This is a genomic window from Cytobacillus firmus NBRC 15306 (assembly GCF_001591465.1).
GTDB classification, from domain to species: domain Bacteria; phylum Bacillota; class Bacilli; order Bacillales; family Cytobacillaceae; genus Cytobacillus; species Cytobacillus firmus.
In genome coordinates this window covers 24,598-41,515 of the sequence record NZ_BCUY01000004.1, presented here as the reverse complement: position 1 = coordinate 41,515, position 16,918 = coordinate 24,598, and the positions used below count along the sequence as shown (strand labels likewise).

At 40.4% G+C, this 16,918-nt stretch carries 19 protein-coding genes; 15 read left to right on the top strand and 4 right to left on the bottom strand.

What is annotated here, in order from left to right:
- The first annotated feature begins 469 nt into the window (after window positions 1-469).
- The gene (gene sigK / locus BFI01S_RS02025; RefSeq protein ID WP_061791117.1) at window positions 470-1,189 is read left to right on the top strand and encodes an RNA polymerase sporulation sigma factor SigK; all 720 of its coding nucleotides are present in this window, start codon (window positions 470-472) and stop codon (window positions 1,187-1,189) included.
- A 25-nt stretch (window positions 1,190-1,214) separates the two neighbouring features.
- Here sigK and BFI01S_RS02020 read toward each other — a convergent pair whose 3' ends face one another.
- Window positions 1,215-2,180 carry a F510_1955 family glycosylhydrolase gene (locus BFI01S_RS02020; RefSeq protein WP_061791116.1) on the bottom strand — a complete coding sequence of 322 codons (966 nt, stop codon included), beginning with the start codon at window positions 2,178-2,180 and terminating at the stop codon, window positions 1,215-1,217.
- A gap of 444 nt (window positions 2,181-2,624) precedes the next feature.
- Between BFI01S_RS02020 and BFI01S_RS23215 the strand changes: the two genes are divergently transcribed.
- Entirely contained in the window at window positions 2,625-2,777 is a 153-nt protein-coding gene (locus BFI01S_RS23215) for a hypothetical protein (protein WP_169799717.1), read from the top strand.
- A 124-nt stretch (window positions 2,778-2,901) separates the two neighbouring features.
- Window positions 2,902-4,698 carry a M3 family oligoendopeptidase gene (locus BFI01S_RS02015; protein ID WP_061791115.1) on the top strand — a complete coding sequence of 599 codons (1,797 nt, stop codon included), beginning with the start codon at window positions 2,902-2,904 and terminating at the stop codon, window positions 4,696-4,698.
- A gap of 40 nt (window positions 4,699-4,738) precedes the next feature.
- Here the strand turns inward: BFI01S_RS02015 and pssA are convergent, their stop codons facing one another.
- Window positions 4,739-5,278: a CDP-diacylglycerol--serine O-phosphatidyltransferase gene (gene pssA, locus BFI01S_RS02010; RefSeq protein WP_061791114.1), complete on the bottom strand. Its 540-nt coding sequence runs from the start codon at window positions 5,276-5,278 to the stop codon at window positions 4,739-4,741.
- A gap of 269 nt (window positions 5,279-5,547) precedes the next feature.
- On the opposite strand from pssA, the gene BFI01S_RS02005 reads away from it, so the two are divergent.
- Window positions 5,548-6,324: a phosphatidylserine decarboxylase gene (locus BFI01S_RS02005; RefSeq protein WP_061791113.1), complete on the top strand. Its 777-nt coding sequence runs from the start codon at window positions 5,548-5,550 to the stop codon at window positions 6,322-6,324.
- Window positions 6,325-6,394: 70 nt separating this feature from the next.
- Here BFI01S_RS02005 and BFI01S_RS02000 read toward each other — a convergent pair whose 3' ends face one another.
- Window positions 6,395-6,535 (bottom strand): sporulation histidine kinase inhibitor Sda, encoded by a 141-nt coding sequence (locus BFI01S_RS02000; RefSeq protein ID WP_035331211.1) that lies wholly within the window; start codon window positions 6,533-6,535, stop codon window positions 6,395-6,397.
- Window positions 6,536-7,063: 528 nt separating this feature from the next.
- Between BFI01S_RS02000 and BFI01S_RS01995 the strand changes: the two genes are divergently transcribed.
- The 8 genes from BFI01S_RS01995 to BFI01S_RS01960 are packed head-to-tail and all read left to right on the top strand — an operon-like array spanning window position 7,064 to window position 12,132.
- On the top strand, window positions 7,064-7,579 hold the full coding sequence (locus BFI01S_RS01995; RefSeq protein ID WP_061791112.1) for a YqeG family HAD IIIA-type phosphatase: 516 nt from the start codon (window positions 7,064-7,066) through the stop codon (window positions 7,577-7,579).
- A gap of 3 nt (window positions 7,580-7,582) precedes the next feature.
- The gene (gene yqeH, locus BFI01S_RS01990; protein WP_061791111.1) at window positions 7,583-8,689 is read left to right on the top strand and encodes a ribosome biogenesis GTPase YqeH; all 1,107 of its coding nucleotides are present in this window, start codon (window positions 7,583-7,585) and stop codon (window positions 8,687-8,689) included.
- Between the two features lie 47 nt (window positions 8,690-8,736).
- On the top strand, window positions 8,737-9,576 hold the full coding sequence (gene aroE, locus BFI01S_RS01985; protein ID WP_061791110.1) for a shikimate dehydrogenase: 840 nt from the start codon (window positions 8,737-8,739) through the stop codon (window positions 9,574-9,576).
- Window positions 9,570-9,860, top strand: coding sequence for a ribosome assembly RNA-binding protein YhbY (gene yhbY / locus BFI01S_RS01980; RefSeq protein ID WP_061791109.1), 291 nt, complete (start codon window positions 9,570-9,572; stop codon window positions 9,858-9,860). Before aroE ends, yhbY begins: the two co-directional genes overlap by 7 nt.
- Window positions 9,861-9,899: 39 nt before the next feature.
- On the top strand, window positions 9,900-10,469 hold the full coding sequence (locus BFI01S_RS01975; RefSeq protein ID WP_061791108.1) for a nicotinate-nucleotide adenylyltransferase: 570 nt from the start codon (window positions 9,900-9,902) through the stop codon (window positions 10,467-10,469).
- On the top strand, window positions 10,459-11,025 hold the full coding sequence (gene yqeK, locus BFI01S_RS01970) for a bis(5'-nucleosyl)-tetraphosphatase (symmetrical) YqeK (RefSeq protein ID WP_048010313.1): 567 nt from the start codon (window positions 10,459-10,461) through the stop codon (window positions 11,023-11,025). The genes BFI01S_RS01975 and yqeK overlap by 11 nt, the downstream gene beginning before the upstream one ends.
- A gap of 4 nt (window positions 11,026-11,029) precedes the next feature.
- A complete protein-coding gene (rsfS, locus tag BFI01S_RS01965; RefSeq protein WP_061791107.1) occupies window positions 11,030-11,386 on the top strand; it encodes a ribosome silencing factor in 357 nt (118 codons plus the stop codon).
- On the top strand, window positions 11,383-12,132 hold the full coding sequence (locus BFI01S_RS01960) for a class I SAM-dependent DNA methyltransferase (RefSeq protein WP_061791106.1): 750 nt from the start codon (window positions 11,383-11,385) through the stop codon (window positions 12,130-12,132). The genes rsfS and BFI01S_RS01960 overlap by 4 nt, the downstream gene beginning before the upstream one ends.
- 71 nt (window positions 12,133-12,203) lie before the next feature.
- Here the strand turns inward: BFI01S_RS01960 and comER are convergent, their stop codons facing one another.
- Window positions 12,204-13,028, bottom strand: coding sequence for a late competence protein ComER (comER, locus tag BFI01S_RS01955; protein WP_061791105.1), 825 nt, complete (start codon window positions 13,026-13,028; stop codon window positions 12,204-12,206).
- Between the two features lie 90 nt (window positions 13,029-13,118).
- On the opposite strand from comER, the gene BFI01S_RS01950 reads away from it, so the two are divergent.
- The 3 genes from BFI01S_RS01950 (at window position 13,119) to BFI01S_RS01940 (ending at window position 16,816) form a co-directional block, all read left to right on the top strand.
- Window positions 13,119-13,751 carry a helix-hairpin-helix domain-containing protein gene (locus BFI01S_RS01950; protein WP_061791104.1) on the top strand — a complete coding sequence of 211 codons (633 nt, stop codon included), beginning with the start codon at window positions 13,119-13,121 and terminating at the stop codon, window positions 13,749-13,751.
- Window positions 13,752-13,855: 104 nt separating this feature from the next.
- Window positions 13,856-14,419 (top strand): ComE operon protein 2, encoded by a 564-nt coding sequence (locus BFI01S_RS01945; protein WP_061791103.1) that lies wholly within the window; start codon window positions 13,856-13,858, stop codon window positions 14,417-14,419.
- Between the two features lie 69 nt (window positions 14,420-14,488).
- Complete coding sequence (locus BFI01S_RS01940; protein WP_061791102.1) at window positions 14,489-16,816, top strand: DNA internalization-related competence protein ComEC/Rec2; 2,328 nt, start codon at window positions 14,489-14,491, stop codon at window positions 16,814-16,816.
- The last annotated feature ends 102 nt before the right edge of the window (window positions 16,817-16,918 follow it).

The window sequence follows — 16,918 nt, the reverse complement described above, 5'->3', positions numbered from 1 at the left end:
GCAATATAAGAAAAAGGACTGACTTCCGGATTGAGAAGTCAGTCCTTTTTGCTTGGGAAAATCCAGAGAAATAGGACGATTCCAGAAACTGCGAGCAATATCAGCAAGGTCTTTAAAGAAAAACCTTCAAAAATAAACTTTGCAAGGCTGTCAAGAAAAACAATAAAAAATACGAGGGCTAAAATTATTCTCTGACCATTCAAATTATCAAGACCTCTTTCTTCCTGATTATTTATATAACTTGAAACGGAGCTATGTATACCGCATGCCGGCGATAAAAATTATAACATGAATGATTATATCCTATCATCATAGCGAAAAGCTTTAATGGAGGTCTAATGGCTGAAAAAATGAGGAACGGAATTTTTTCTGAGGAAGTTATCTGAATTGGACAGACAAAAACAACTCCATCCATACATAGGAATTAGTTATAGGCATTTTTGAACGCATTATAAGCGGGGGTGGAACGATGTCCGGTATTTTAACTGCACTCGGGTTTTTGGTTAAGGAGATAGTGTTTCTTGTATCTTATGTAAAAAATAATGCATTTCCTCAACCGCTGTCTCCTGCAGATGAAAAGAAATACCTGCGTTTGATGGCTGCAGGCGATTCACATGCCCGTAATATGCTTATTGAACATAATCTAAGGCTCGTTGCCCATATTGTAAAGAAATTTGAAAATACAGGAGAGGATTCTGAGGATCTGATTTCAATAGGGACAATCGGATTGATAAAGGCCATCGAGAGCTATTCGGAAGGGAAAGGCACAAAGCTTGCCACCTATGCAGCCCGCTGTATTGAGAATGAGATACTGATGCACTTACGGGCACTGAAGAAGACTAAAAAAGATGTATCCCTTCATGATCCTATCGGGCAGGACAAAGAAGGCAATGTAATATCTCTTATTGATGTTCTTAAGTCGGAATCTGAGGATGTTATTAATACGATTCAGCTAAATATGGAGCTGGAAAAAGTGAAGGAGTATATTGATGTTTTAGATGACAGAGAAAAAGAAGTCATTGTCGGCAGGTTCGGACTTGACCTGCAAAAAGAAAAAACACAAAGAGAAATTGCCAAAGAGCTTGGCATATCAAGAAGTTATGTCTCAAGAATTGAAAAGAGAGCATTAATGAAAATGTTTCATGAGTTTTATCGGGCGGAAAAAGAAAAAAGGAAAAATAACAGCTAAAGGGACAGTTAGACTGTCCCTTCAGTTATTCAATTCTGCCGTTTTTCAATAGGAGCTTCCAGTTCTCACCGCTGTCTGCAGATTCATATACATCTTTGAGATAAGTTGAAACAGCAAGCTTTCCGTCAGATTTATGATCGGCAGCAATGTATGTAATTGGATTGTCATAGCTAAGAAAAGGGATATTAATTTGTGAGCTTTCCATCGTTTCAAGATCGATTTTGCTCATTTGAACCTTTTCCTGATCTGCATACGCATAATACAAGCTGTTTTCCGTAAATGTGAGGGCTGTAGCCATAATTGGCTCAGATATTAATTTTACAGTTTCCCCTTTATCCTGTGAGTAAAAGATGCCGCTTCTTGTTGACATGGCCATGATTTCAGGATTAGTTGGATGTGCCGCAATCATACCAAGAGTGTCGGCCTCAAGTCCTTTTAAGCTGACTGGATCCCATGTTTTTCCTGCGTCCTGAGATCGGTATACACCTGCCTTGAGCTCATCGTTATTTTCCTGATTGATCATATAGATTAAATTGGTATCATAGCCTGCAGCTAGAAAAGGAAAGGAACTTGTTCCGCTAAAAGCCAGTTTATTGAAAGAGGCTCCTTTATCTGTACTTTTCACAATTCCAAGAGGGTTTTTTATAACGGAATTCTTATCAGGATGGCCGCTGACAATAAATCCATCTTTGACAGCCTGAAATCCCATATAGTCATGGTTAAGAGAAGTCGTCTCGTGCCAAATGCCATCTTTGAAAAATTTTAAGCCTTCGCTGGATGAAAGATAAAGTCCGGTATCATTTCCGGGATATCCAATTCCTTGAATATGCTCGATTTGCTGAGCTGAGGCCTCAATAATAGTATAATCAGTCGCTTCTGAAGTTTTATTTGAAGGTTCATCAGCAGTTTTCTTACTTTGCTCATCCTCCATAGAACAGCCGGCAGTGAGCAATAAAAGGAGAACCGCCAAAATCGTTCTGCCATGTTTCATACGTTTCACTCCAATCCATAACTTTCAATGGTTATAATTATCGATGTCATTATATAGTATTTCAGCAAAAAATAAAAAACCCTTGCCTGTGGAAGGGTTCGGATAATCGCTCCCTGCTAAGAGTGAAGAAAAAACTTATTGCGTTCCTCATACTTGATCTCAGAAAGGTGTTTTGTCATTCTGCCTGATCCCTTACAGGCAGGACAGGTTTTCTTTATGAATTTACATGCTGTTATGCTGCCTGTGCCTTTGCATTTCTTGCAGATTGAGATAATCTTCATTTAACACTCCTCCCATAAAATTCCTTCTAGTATATTCTATGAATTTTTCTAATAGAGGTGCTAAGAAAACATCAGTTTTAAACCGTGATTTAGTACAAAAGCCTAATCGATTGTCCATTTATTACATATCTTAGTAATAGAAGGCGAAGGGAGGTAATTGGTTATGCCTTATGGTTATGGCGGTTATCCTATTCCTCCTCCTTATCCATGCGGTTATTATGGAGGAGGCGGTTTCTGGCTGGCCCTCGCAGTTGTCCTGCTGATCCTGCTGCTTGTTTTTGGGGGATTTGCTTATTATGGCGGCTATTTCAGGTAGCGATAACCAGCAGCTGGCTCATATCTTAGGATATGGGCTTCTTTTATAGGTGCTATTTTATAGAAATTTCGGAAAAATCAAGGTATAATATTTCTGCAGCCGAAACTTATTATGGGGGGATTATATGACTGCAGCAGCATATTCATCAGTGTGGGATTTAGATGTTTTTTTTAAGGATGGAAGCGACTCAGCTGAATTTAAACAGCATTTACAGGAAACAAGAAAACATATTGATTCATTTTCTAATCTAATCCATAATTGGGAGCCTTCTAACTCAGCTGCAGATGCCGATGAAATAAGTAAAATTATTGAGCTGTTTCAGCAGACGGCAAGAAAAGTGCGCCAGGCAGGAGCTTTTGTCAGTTGTCTTCAGGCTCAAAATACCGAAGATAAAAAAGCCAAAGACCTTAGAGGGGCAACTACTGAATTGAGTGCAGGTTTTCAAAACGCTTTAACTGTATTTGATCAGAAGCTGGCAAGTTTAGATCACGGTGCATGGGAGCAAGTAATAAATGATCAAAGTTTAAATGAACTCTCATTTGTATTAAGCGAACGCCGCGAAAAAGCCTCAGAAAAACTTTCGCAGGAGGAAGAGACTGTCATTAATGCTCTTGCAGTTGATGGTTACCACGGATGGGGCCAGATGTATGACGTAATAGTGGGAAACATAAAAATTCCATGCACTGAAAATGGGGAGATAAAACAGCTTTCAGTTGGACAGGCTGCCAATAAGTTTTCAAGTCCTGACAGAAAGTTGCGCAAGGAAGTTTTTGATAATTGGGAAAAGTCATGGAACAGCCAGTCTGACTATTTATCCAAGACCCTAAATCACTTAGCCGGTTTTAGATTAAATGTATATAAATTAAGAGGATGGAATGACTTTCTAAAGGAACCGCTGGACTTAAACAGAATGAATAAAGAAACCTTGGAAACAATGTGGGAGGTAATTTCCCGAAATAAAGCGCCTCTTGTTAAATATCTGGAGAGAAAGGCAAAGCTTTTAGGTTTAGAAAAATTAAGCTGGTATGACCTGGATGCGCCGCTCTCCGCGTCAGAAACGAAATTGTCCTATCAGGAGGGCGCAGAATTTATCCTTGAGCAGTTTGCCCAATTCGGAGAAGAGATGACCTCCTTTTCAAAAAAAGCCTTTGAAGAAAAGTGGATTGAAGCTGAGGACCGTCCAGGAAAGGCGCCAGGCGGTTTTCATACTTACTTTCCTGAAGACAGCCAATCAAGAATCTTTATGACATACTCAGGGACACCATCCAATGTTTCTACCCTTGCACATGAACTCGGGCATGGTTTTCATACATATGCAATGAGAGATCTTCATTTGCTGAATCGAAATTATGCCATGAATGTTGCAGAGACAGCTTCTACTTTTGCAGAAATGATTGTCTCTGATGCCGCAGTGAAAAAAGCAGGGTCAGAAGAAGAGAAGCTGGCACTATTAGAAGATAAAGTACAAAGATCGGTTGCACTGCTAATGAATATCCATGCGCGATTCCTGTTTGAAACCAGATTCTATGAAGAAAGAAAACAGGGGAATGTGAGTGCCGAACGTCTGAATGACATCATGGCGGCAGCCCAAAAAGAGGCTTATGGCGACGCGCTTGATGAGTATCATCCATCCTTCTGGGCTTCAAAACTGCATTTCTTTATTACTGGCGTGCCATTCTATAATTTCCCATATACTTTTGGGTATTTATTCTCGCTCGGAATCTATGCACAGGCATTAAAGGAAGGGAAAGGATATGAAGAAAAATATATAGCACTATTAAAGGATACTGCATCGATGACAGTTGAAGATTTAGCGATGAAGCATTTAAATGCTGATTTAACCAAGCCTGAGTTCTGGGAAAGTGCCGTGCAATTATGCTTGGATGATGTGGAAGAGTTCCTGGCATTAACAGGAGATTAATAAAATATAGAAGCCGCGCTCTTATTTTGAGCACGGCTTTTTACATTTTTTTCAGGCTGAAAGGGCTTATCATTAAAATTGAAAGTATCAGCATTATGAAAAGGAATATAGGTGAAGGCCAATACGGGACCGCCAGAAAGCATAAAGTGGCGATGCATCCGGAAGCTGTTATTGGCAGTCCGGTAAAATAGCCGTTATTCTCACTAATGTTAAAACGGGCGAGCCGCAAAGCTCCACATCCTATATATATAGCAGTCAGGAAGGCGCCGGGTGCCCCGAATTCATAAAGTACTCCTGTATATAGGAGCAGTGCAGGTGCAACTCCAAACGAAATTATGTCACTCATCGAATCAAGCTGCTTTCCTAATTCCGATTCGATATTCATTTTCCTTGCTGCCATCCCATCAAATCGGTCAGCAAGAGCTGCGATAAAGATAAGCAGCACACTCAATTTCAAATTGTTATTAATAGAAAATAAAATAGCAAAGCACCCTAAGAATAAGTTAGACAGTGTTAAGATATTGGCTGTCTGTGCCTTTAGCTTCTTAAGGGTTAAATCAAGAACATCCTGAGAAAACATATCGAACACTCCTTGCAACGGGGAATCACAGCTTGCAGACTTTAGGAAGTTTTTCTAACAGCTATGTGTAAATGTCTTCTGGCAAATGGGAACTATCGGGAAGGGTAGAAAAAGAAGTAATCTGCAATTTACTGAAGCTAATAATAAAAAAAGCGCCAAATCTGAGGAAGTCTATGGCAAACTTAGTTTTATATGTTATATAATAATATTTTATTCTATGCTTTTTATGCCTGTTCGTAAAGAACATATTTAGTTAGGGGGCATTTCCATTGTTAAAACCTGTATATCGACTGCTGATTGAATTGACAAATGGAAGATGGACATCCGGTATACTTCAGAAATTTGCACAATCAAGTTTAAGCAGGAGGGTCATTCCATCATTTTCAAGAATTTATAATATTAATGAGAGTGAAATGGAAAAAAAACTGCATGAATATCCAACACTTCATGAGTTTTTCATTAGAAAGCTGAAGGAAGGGGTACGAGTAACCGATGAGAACCCTGATTCAGCAGTAAGTCCTGTAGATGCTGTAATCGAAGATATTGGGGATATCCGGGAGGATCGTATAATTACAGTAAAAGGGAAGGACTATTCCATCTCTGAGATGCTTGGTGCAAATAAAGCAGGGAAATATGCAGGCGGCACTTACATGGTCTTTTATTTAAGTCCGAGCCACTACCACAGGATACACAGCCCGGTCACTGGAAAAGTAGCAGATCAATGGATTCTGGGGTTAAAATCTTTTCCGGTTAACAAATGGGGTTTAAAATATGGAAGAGAAACGCTTTCTAAAAATTTCCGGAGCATAACTGAAGTAAAGCATGGTGATTCAGCAATCGCAATTGTGAAGGTGGGCGCTATGTTTGTAAATTCCATCGAACTTACCCATGAAGGGGACCAGCTTGAAAAAGGAAAGGAAATGGCCTATTTTACATTTGGCTCTACCGTCATTCTCTTATTTGAGAAGGGGAAATTCCAGCTTGAAAAATCAATTAAGACTCCTGCTCATATTAAAGTAGGAGAGCGGATTGGAACTTTATTGTGATTGTGCAGGCCAATTGTTGCGGTTTTAAATATGGAGAATAAAAAAAGCCCTATTCAGGGCTTGTCCATTTTTAGGATGTAACTTTTATTCTGTTTGATAGTGAACGACGGTGGATTTCTGTTTCAATTAAACGGATGAAGTCTTTGCTTAGCTGCAGTTCCTTTGCTTTATAATAGGATTCGATTAATAATTCATCTGACAGTTTACGCATTCCTGTCCCACCTCCAGGTCCTTGATATTTCAGTTCTAAAAGAATTATTTTATACATATAATGTAAGATTTTATGTTGTACCCTTACTCTAGCAAATTAAAACGATTAGAACAACTGTTCTCTTATCCACAGGAAACCGTGGATAACCTGTGATTATGTTGTTTATAAAAAGGGAAAAAGTATTAAAATCATATTGGATTATGTGCATAAAGTTATCCACAGGTGTGAGTAGCAGTTGATTTTTGTCGAAAAATTTTTATTTTAAGGGTGAATAACAACTATTCCGTGGAAATTTACTGAGTTTTGAGTGTCTTTCCCCATTTTGTGGAACCGTATAAAATAGAACTGCCTGATTGTATCCGTCATTCTTTATTTTGAAAGAGCGGGTGAAATTGGGTATGATGAAATCGGTGTTTTATCCAGTGAAAGGCTGCAGACCCTAATTGTCATTAAAGACGGGGAACTAGTTGAGGGCAGTAGAAACATTTTTGCCGGACAATATGAATAAATGATTGAGGTGTAAATATAGTGTTAAAGCAATTTTTGCCTAATCAGCATGTTAAAAGCATTTTTGAAATAACTCCACACAGTTTACAGGAAAAAGGAGTTAAAGGGATAATCACGGACCTGGATAACACTTTAGTTGAATGGGACAGGCCGAATGCAACACCGAAGCTGATTAGCTGGTTTGAAGAAATGAAGCAAAGCAACATCAAGGTTACCATTGTGTCTAATAATAATGAAAATCGTGTAAAGGCTTTTTCCGATCCCCTTGATATTCCGTTTATTTATCAGGCTAGAAAGCCAATGGGCAGGGCTTTCCGGAGAGCTCTATCCGAAATGGGACTGAGAAAAGAAGAAACAGTAGTGATTGGAGACCAATTGCTGACTGACGTGCTGGGAGGAAACAGAAGCGGTTTCCATACTATTTTGGTCGTACCTGTAGCTCAAACTGACGGGTTTGTTACGAAATTTAACCGTCTGGTGGAGAGACGGATTTTAAATTGGTTCAGAAAAAAAGGAATGATTCAGTGGGAGGATTAAAAAGTGAGTGAAGAACAATTTGTTTGCGTAGGCTGTGGAGTAAAAGTTCAGGCAGATAACCCTGATGAGTTGGGTTATGCTCCTCAATCAGCTCTGCAGAAGGAAACAATTATTTGCCAGCGCTGTTTCAGGCTGAAGCATTATAATGAAGTTCAGGATGTAAGCTTGACTGATGATGATTTTCTGAAGATCCTGAATGAAATTGGACAAAGTGATGCACTAATTGTGAAGATTGTGGACATTTTTGATTTTAACGGCAGCTGGCTTCCAGGTCTTCACCGTTTTGTGGGCAGCAATAAAATCCTGCTTGTTGGAAACAAAGTTGACCTGCTTCCAAAGTCCGTGAAGACAAACAAGCTGATTAACTGGATGAAGCAGGAATCAAAACAGCTGGGGCTGAAACCGGAAGAGGTTTATCTGGCTAGTGCGGCAAAAGGGTACTCCATTAATGAAATTGCAGCAGCCATCGATCATTATCGGGAAGGAAAAGACGTTTATGTAGTAGGATGTACTAATGTAGGTAAATCCACTTTCATCAATCGTATTTTAAAAGAAGTAACAGGTGAGGGAGATGTCATCACTACTTCCCACTTCCCAGGGACGACTCTTGATATTATCGAGATACCTCTATCTGACGGAAAGGCTTTAGTGGATACACCAGGTATAATTAACCATCATCAGATGGCCCATTATGTAGATAAAAGGGATTTAAAGGTGATAACACCTAAAAAGGAGATTAAGCCTAAGGTTTACCAGCTGAATGAAGAGCAGACTCTGTTTTTTGGCGGACTGGCCAGGTTTGATTACATTGCTGGCGGCCGGCGGTCATTTGTTTGCCATTTCTCCAATGAATTAACTATTCACCGCACAAAAACAGAAAAGGCGGATGAGCTATACGAGAATCATGCGGGAGAGATGCTCACACCGCCAAGAAAAGAGCAGATGGAAACCTTCCCGGAGCTTGTGAAACATGAATTCACAATTAAAGAACCGAAAACAGATATAGTGTTTTCAGGACTTGGCTGGATTACGGTAAATGAGGGCGGGGCAAAAGTAGCTGCATATGTTCCTAAAGGTGTCCATGCCATGATAAGGAAGTCATTAATTTAGGCTGTGTATTTGCATTTGCTTACGCTTTTCAAAAGGGGTGAGGATTTTTGAAAAAGCTGTTTGGAGTGATTGGGGATCCAATTTCCCATTCAATGTCCCCCGCTATGCACAATGATTTATTTAAGATTTACAATATTGATGCCCATTATCAGCCATTCCATATATCCAGGGAGAATCTGAACGAAGCTATTAAAGGATTCAGGGCAATCGGCATTGCGGGATTTAATGTTACAGTCCCCCATAAGGAGGCTATCATCCCTCTTTTAGATGATCTGGATCCTCTGGCGGAGGCAATTGGGGCAGTTAATACAGTGATCAATCAGGATGGTAAGCTAATAGGCTATAACACGGATGGAAGCGGGTTTGTAAAAGGCCTGCTGAACCAAAAACAATCAATTAAAGACAAAAAGGTGCTTATAGTGGGGGCAGGCGGAGCTGCGAGGGCCATTTATTTTACAATTGCTAAAGAAGCCCCGGAGCTTCTGGATATTTGCAACCGGACTCCAGAAAGGGCAGAACAGATTTTGAATGATTGCCCTTTTGAGGTGCCTGCTCGTGTGCTGAACCGGCAGAAAGCAGAGGAAAGTCTGGAAACATACGATTTAATTGTTCAGACTACATCAATTGGAATGCATCCGGACATTGGCCAAAGCCCACTTTCGGCACATAAGCTTAAGCCTGGAGCCTTTGTCAGTGATATCATTTATAATCCGCTGCAAACCAGGCTTTTAAAGGAAGCTGCCGTAAAGGGCGCCGGAATTCAGAATGGTATTGATATGTTTGTGTATCAGGGGGCTCTTGCTTTTGAAATGTGGACTGGCATTGGGCCCGACATTGAAAGAATGAGACATAAGGTTTTAAATCAGCTGGGAGGATTATTATGCTAACAGGAAAGCAAAAGCGTTTATTGCGATCAAAAGCCCACCATTTAAACCCTATTTTCCAAGTGGGAAAGGGCGGGGTTAATGAAAACATGATTAAGCAAGTAGGAGAAGCACTGGAAGCCCGTGAGTTATTAAAGGTTTCAGTCCTTCAAAACTGTGAAGAAGACAGAGATACCGTAGCACAGCAGCTGTCAGAAGGCGCGAAGGCTGATGTTGTCCAAATCATCGGAAATATAATTGTTTTATACAAAGAATCAAAAGAAAACAAACAAATCAACTTGCCGTAAGCTTAGGGGAAATTAAACTGAATGTATGGAGGAGTGTAAATGGAAAAGGTAGGCATACTTGGAGGGACCTTTAATCCGCCTCATTTAGGCCATCTCATTATTGCAAATGAGGTAATGTCTTCCCATGGTTTGGATGAAGTATGGTTTATGCCGAACCATGAGCCTCCCCATAAAAAGAGGTCAGATAATGTCAGCAGCAGTGATCGAATAGAAATGCTGAAACTGGCATTGCAGAATCATCCTGGCTTTAAATTGGAGTTGATTGAGCTGGAGCGGGAAGGTCCTTCATTTACCTACGATACGATCAGGATTTTGAAGGAACACTATCCTCAAAAGCAATTTTATTTTATTATTGGAGCTGACATGGTTGAATATTTGCCCAAGTGGCAAAACATTGACAAACTTCTTGATTTGATTACCTTTATAGGAGTAAGGCGGCCATCTTACAATTTGCAGACTCCGTATCCGATTCTTTATGCTGACGTTCCTGAAATGGGAATCTCCTCAAGTATGATCAGAAGCCGTGTAAAGGAAGGCGGTACTATACGATATCTGGTACCGGATTCTATAGGGAGTTATATAAAGGAGAATCATTTATATGAATCGTGAAACAGCTCTGGATATTGTAAAGGAGCAGCTGACTGAACATCGCTACCTTCATACAGTCGGTGTGATGGAAACAGCCATTAAACTTGCAGAGAAATATGGCGCTGATAGTAAGAAAGCTGAATTGGCAGCCATTTTTCATGATTATGCTAAGTTCCGCCCTAAGGAAGAAATGAGGGAAATTATCATTAAGGAAGGTATGCCAGCCGAGCTTTTGGATTACAATAGTGAACTTTGGCATGCGCCTGTCGGTGCTTTTTTGGCTGAGAAAGAAGCGGGAATCCATGATAAAGAGGTACTGGATGCAATAAGATATCATACTTCTGGGAGACCGGGAATGGCACTTCTTGAAAAGATCATTTATCTGGCAGATTATATTGAACCTGGAAGGCATTTTCCGGGAGTTGATGAAGTGCGTGATTTAGCACAGACGAACTTGAACAAGGCTTTAATAAAATCTGTTCAAAATACCATCATGTTTTTAATGAAAAAAGGGCAGCCTGTATTTCCGGCTTCCTTCGAAACTTATAATGACCTTGTAATGAATAAGGAGGATTGATTAAATGAAAGAAAATACTATGTTGATGACGGCAGTAAAAGCAGCGGATGATAAACGAGCAGAAGATATAACGGTTCTTAATATGAAGGGAATTTCCCTGATTTCGGACTACTTTGTTATTTGCCACGGAAACTCTGATAAACAAGTGCAGGCCATTGCTCGGGAAATGAAAGAAAAATCTGAAGAACACGGGTTTACGGTTAAGCGAATGGAAGGCTTTGATGAAGCAAGGTGGATTCTGGTTGATATGGGTGATGTTGTTGCACATATTTTCCATAAGGATGAAAGAAGCTACTATAATCTTGAAAGACTCTGGGGCGATGCTCCGGTCGAGAACGTTCAGGGCATTCTTAACCAATGAGCTACGGAAAGTTCGCTTATCTCTATGACAGGCTGATGGAAGATGTTCCTTATGACAGCTGGATTAAATTGGTCAATGAAAAGCATGAAGAATTTAATGTTTCCGGCAAACGATTGCTGGATCTTGCATGCGGCACCGGGCAGCTATCAATAAGGTTAAGTGAACAGGGCTATGATGTAACCGGTGTCGATTTATCAGAGGATATGCTGGCTGTAGCCCAGTCAAAGGCGGAGCAGAAAGGTCTGCAAATCCCCTTTTACCTGCAGAACATGGCAGAGCTCGAAGGGTTTAGTGAATTTGATATTATTGGCATCTTTTGTGATTCTCTGAATTATCTGGAGACAGAATCCGATGTGAAGAACACCTTCCGGCAGGTCCATAGCCATTTAAAAAATGATGGTCTATTTATTTTTGATGTTCATTCCATTTATAAAATTATGCAGATATTTATGAACCAGACATTTGCTGAAAATGACGAGGAAATTTCATATATCTGGCACAGCTATCAGGGCGAATACCCTAATTCTGTAGAGCATGATCTTTCATTTTTTGTTCTGGATGAAGAAACAGGAAAGTATGACCGCTATGACGAACTTCACTTGCAGCGCACTTATCCTATTGATCAATATAAAAGCTGGCTTGAGGAATGCGGTTTTGACCTTGTTGACCTTTCAGCAGATTTTGAAGAAGGACCACCAGGCAGCCAGGCTGAACGAATCATTTTCATTGCAAAGAAAAGTCACTAATAAAAAAACAGCCGTTTTTTCCGGCTGTTTTTTAAAAAAATTGAAGGATTATTTCCATTAGCATCGAATAGCTAATGGAGAGAATACTGTTTTTTTACTTCGACAAGATCTTCGTCAAACTTGGAATGTGTAGCATGGAATAAGTGTTCAAATACACTGCCGAGCTCGCTTTCGAGAATTTTAATTCCCTCTCCTGTAATTCCTCCTTTGACACACACCTTCTCCTGCAATGTAGGCAATGTGTAAAGACCTTTTTTCAGTAAATCCCCAAGCCCGATCAGCATTTCTCCTGCAAGCTTTGTAGCTGTTTCATTATCAATCTCCGTTTCCGCAACTGCCGCATTGATGAAGCGCTGTGTCAAGTAGCTGAAAAAGGCAGGTCCGCAGCTGACAATATCCGAAGATACCCTGGTAATCGCTTCCTCTATAAAGACAGGTGTGGAGATGCTTTCAAAAAGTTTGTTAAGTTCCCCTTTCCATTGTTCGCTGCACTGTTCACCGAATGATAATAATGACACCCCTGATAAGGCCCGGTTAGTAATGCTGGGAATCGCCCTCGCTGCTGAACAAGGCACAATTGATTCAAGCTGTTTTACACTAATAGGGCTGGTTATGGACACTACACATTTATCTTCCGACAGGAACGGCAAAATATCTTGAACAACATTATACACATCATGAGGCTTTACACAAATAAAGATCAGCGAAGAACGAAGGGCGGCCTCTCTTGCATTATTTACAACCTTAATTTCCTGATGCGTTTCTTTTATTTCCATCGCTTTTGCCACTGTCCGATTGGTTATCGTCATGGAATCCGGGGAAACTGCTCCTCCATCCAGGAAGGCCTCGGTCAAAATTCTCCCCATATTACCTGTGCCAATGATTCCGATTTTCAATGCTGCATCCCTCCTTTAAAAGCAGGCTCTCTCATATAACGATATGTATCAAAAAAACATTTATTCCAAAAAGAAAGGATGGAATCCATAGTGACCGAATGGATAAAAACATATAAATTTTACTTTGCATTAGGTGCGATTGCATTGGCTGCACTCCTCTATTATTTTTTGACGCCCGTTCAGGAAACTGAAGTTTTTCCTGAGATTGAACAGTCAATTCCAATGAACGAAGCAGATGGTAAAGAAACAGCAGGTGAAATGCAGGCTGAACAGAGGCCACAGGCAATGAAAGCAGATATTAAAGGCGCAGTGAAAAAACCGGGAGTGTACGAAGCGGAAGAGGGTGAAAGGGTAATAGACCTGCTGGAAAAAGCAGGCGGACTGACGGAAAAAGCGGATAGCACTAAAATTAATTTTGCCCTCAAAATTACAGATGAAATGGTGATATATGTTCCGGAAGAGGGTGAAATTCTTGAAGAGACCCAGATGGGAGCCGGAAATTTCGAGGACAAAGGACAGCAGGATAGCGGAAAGGTGAATTTAAACGGGGCAGATGAAACAGAATTGCAGACACTGCCGGGGATTGGCCCATCAAAGGCTGCAGCGATAATTGAACACCGCGATACCAATGGACCCTTTAAAGGTATTGAGGATTTGAAATTAATATCAGGGATAGGGGATAAAACCTTCGAAAAACTCAAAGAGCATATTAGTGTAAACTAATTTCATTCCATTTGACCTTCACAAGCCTGAGGCTTACACTTATTGAGAGAAAAAAGCTATGTTTGAATTCAGGGCATATATGCCTGTGTAAAGGGGAGAGACAGATGGACCGGATTTCCTGGAACCAATATTTTATGGCACAAAGCCATTTGCTTGCTTTGAGGAGCACATGTACAAGGCTTGCGGTCGGGGCAACCATTGTAAGGGATAAGAGAATCATTGCCGGCGGCTATAATGGATCAATTGCCGGCGGTGAACATTGTGTTGATGAAGGCTGCTATGTTATTGATAACCATTGTGTCAGGACCATTCATGCGGAAATGAATGCGATTTTACAATGTGCAAAATTTGGGGTGCCGACAAGTGATGCAGAAATATATGTAACTCATTTTCCGTGCCTTCAATGCTGCAAAGCGATTATTCAGGCGGGAATTAAAACAGTTTACTACGCACAGGACTATAAAAATCACCCTTATGGAATTGAACTTTTTGGGAAGGCTGGAGTGAAAACTGTCCATGTGGCAGCTGAAAAAGTATCCTTTGATGACAGCATACAGGAAAAACGTGATTTTATAGAAGATTTAATCAATGAGCTTGAAAAAAGCGGTAAAAATCAGGATACCATGAAAAGCTATAAAGAAAAAAAGGACAGGCTTTTTCAAAATTAAACCATTGAAGGAGCAGCACCTGTAATGATAAGGTGCTGCTCCCTTTAAAAAACTAAAGGAGCAAATGATATGAAAGGCAGATGGATCTATGCAGCTGCTGCCTCACTCCTGGGAAATTTGACATCTTTTTTTCATCCGGCAATTGCTATCATTTTTTCTCTTCTTGCCATTTTCCTCTTAAAAAGAAATATCTTGACTAAAAAGAACATGACTATCCTGATTTTGATTTACCTTGGCTTAATCATAAGGAGTGAATTAGCGGAAGAATATAACAGGACAAGTCTTACAGGAAATGAGGGTGATTTTGAAATTACCCTGTCAGATTCAGTAAAGATAGATGGGGACCTTCTCACAGTCCTAATTGAATTGACCGAAAAAAAAGAAAAGGTGGCTGCCAGGTATAAGATAAAATCCAAAACAGAACAAAAAATCCTTTCAGACCATCTGAGGATAGGAATGACATGCAGGGTTAATGGCACCCTACAGACTCCTCCAACATCCACAAATCCTAATTCCTTCAGCTACAAGGATTACCTAAACCACAATAGTATCTTTTGGATCCTCGAATTGGAACAGTTAAATCTCTCTGATTGCACCTACAATAAAAGCCGCATCACATTACCCATATTAAAAATAAGGGAAATGGGAACAAATCATATTTTAGACCATTTCCCTGAACAGACTGCTCCACTGGCGATCGCACTTGTTTTCGGCGATCGGAATTTTATTGAGGAGGATACTATTGCCGCTTATCAGAAAATCGGAATTATCCATTTGCTTGCAATATCCGGACTTCATGTAGGAATGCTTGCCGGAATGTTCTTTCTTGCCGGAATACGTGCCGGGATCACCAGAGAAAAAATGACCAGCATCCTAATATTGGTTTTGCCGGTATATGCAATACTGACAGGGGCTGCACCGTCTGTAATGCGGGCTGTGTTTATGATGCTTCTGGTTTTACTGGCAAACAAGCTGAAGGCCCCTATTCAATTAGCTGATGTTATCTCCATTGTGTTTGCCGGCTACCTTTTTATCTCCCCTTTTATTATTTATAATGCGGGGTTTCAGCTGTCTTTTGCTGTGGCCTTATCACTTATTCTCTCAGCTCCTGCCATTCTCAAAAAATTTACTCATCCTCTCGCTGGTATCCTGTCTGTTTCTTTCATTTGCCAGATAGCAGCCATTCCGATCCTCCTTTGGCATTTTTATGAGATATCGATTATTTCCATAATTGCCAATCTGATCTTTGTGCCTTTGTATACTTCCATAGTCCTCCCTGTGGTATTAATTCTATTCATTTTTGATTTATTATCAGGGGGAAGGGCAGATTTCTTACTTAGTGTATTTGAAAAAATGATCGTTTTTCTTAATTGGATTGCTGAAATGCTTTCCGCCATTCCTAATTCGACCCTTATACTTGGCAGGCCATCCCCTATAATGCTGATTATATATCTTCTGCTCATTCCCGCATTCTTTGCCGGCTGGGAAAGGTCAAAAAACAAAAAAGCTATTATTAAGAACGGTGTGCTTCCTGTTCTTGCGATAGTGATTCATTTTTTTGTAAATGTGTTTACACCAGCTGGTGAAATTACATTTATTGATGTTGGGCAGGGTGACAGCATCCTGATAAAGCTTCCGTATGGGAGAGGGAATTATTTGATAGATGCAGGAGGTGCGCTTATGTTTGAGGCTGAGGAATGGAAGATGCGAAGCGATCCATATGAAACAGGAAAGGACACAGTAGTGCCTTTTCTGAAAAGCAAAGGGATCAGTAAAATAGATAAATTTTTTCTCACTCACGGGGATATGGATCACATTGGCGGAGCATCAGCTGTTCTGAGGGAAATGAAGGTAAAGTCTGTTGTGTTTCCACAGGGAGCTGAGTTCTCAGAGGCTGAAAAGGATTTGATTGTTCAGGCTAAAAATAACAAAAGTGAAATTGTCTTCACTAAAGCCGGAGATAGCTGGCTCATAGGAAATTCCGTTTTTCAAGTTTTGTCCCCGTTGGATGGGGAGATGGGGGACGACGTGGGGAAAAATGATGGATCTATTGTCCTTTTTGCCAAAGTGGGAGGGTTAAACTGGCTGTTTACCGGAGATTTGGAGGAACAGGGGGAAGGCCAGCTCATAAAGTCTTATCCCAAGTTGAGAGCTGATGTATTGAAAATCGCACATCATGGAAGCAAAACCTCCTCAACAGATTTATTTCTCGCTGGAGTGAAGCCTCGGATTGGCGTTATTTCTGCAGGCAGGAACAACAGGTATGGGCATCCTCATAATGATGTTATGAGCAGGCTGAATGACTATAATGTCAAAGTTTTGAGAACCGATATGCAAGGGGCGGTTACCTATTTTTTTAAAGGGGATTCAGGAACCTTTTCAGTGCAGCTTCCATAGTATATGGTAGAAAGCATCCAGCTTCCAGCTTGATAATGCTTCATCGAAATTCCGTCCAAAAAAAGAGGCTGCTGAGGCAGCCTCAATGTGTCAGCATTATTG

Coding starts and splice junctions, on each gene's coding strand:
- sigK (WP_061791117.1), top strand. CDS start 470: ATGTCCGGTATTTTAACTGCACTCGGGTTTTTGGTTAAGGAGATAGTG.
- BFI01S_RS02020 (WP_061791116.1), bottom strand. CDS start 2,180: ATGAAACATGGCAGAACGATTTTGGCGGTTCTCCTTTTATTGCTCACT.
- BFI01S_RS23215 (WP_169799717.1), top strand. CDS start 2,625: ATGCCTTATGGTTATGGCGGTTATCCTATTCCTCCTCCTTATCCATGC.
- BFI01S_RS02015 (WP_061791115.1), top strand. CDS start 2,902: ATGACTGCAGCAGCATATTCATCAGTGTGGGATTTAGATGTTTTTTTT.
- pssA (WP_061791114.1), bottom strand. CDS start 5,278: ATGTTTTCTCAGGATGTTCTTGATTTAACCCTTAAGAAGCTAAAGGCA.
- BFI01S_RS02000 (WP_035331211.1), bottom strand. CDS start 6,535: ATGCGTAAACTGTCAGATGAATTATTAATCGAATCCTATTATAAAGCA.
- yhbY (WP_061791109.1), top strand. CDS start 9,570: ATGCTAACAGGAAAGCAAAAGCGTTTATTGCGATCAAAAGCCCACCAT.
- BFI01S_RS01975 (WP_061791108.1), top strand. CDS start 9,900: ATGGAAAAGGTAGGCATACTTGGAGGGACCTTTAATCCGCCTCATTTA.
- yqeK (WP_048010313.1), top strand. CDS start 10,459: ATGAATCGTGAAACAGCTCTGGATATTGTAAAGGAGCAGCTGACTGAA.
- rsfS (WP_061791107.1), top strand. CDS start 11,030: ATGAAAGAAAATACTATGTTGATGACGGCAGTAAAAGCAGCGGATGAT.
- BFI01S_RS01960 (WP_061791106.1), top strand. CDS start 11,383: ATGAGCTACGGAAAGTTCGCTTATCTCTATGACAGGCTGATGGAAGAT.
- BFI01S_RS01945 (WP_061791103.1), top strand. CDS start 13,856: ATGGACCGGATTTCCTGGAACCAATATTTTATGGCACAAAGCCATTTG.
- BFI01S_RS01940 (WP_061791102.1), top strand. CDS start 14,489: ATGAAAGGCAGATGGATCTATGCAGCTGCTGCCTCACTCCTGGGAAAT.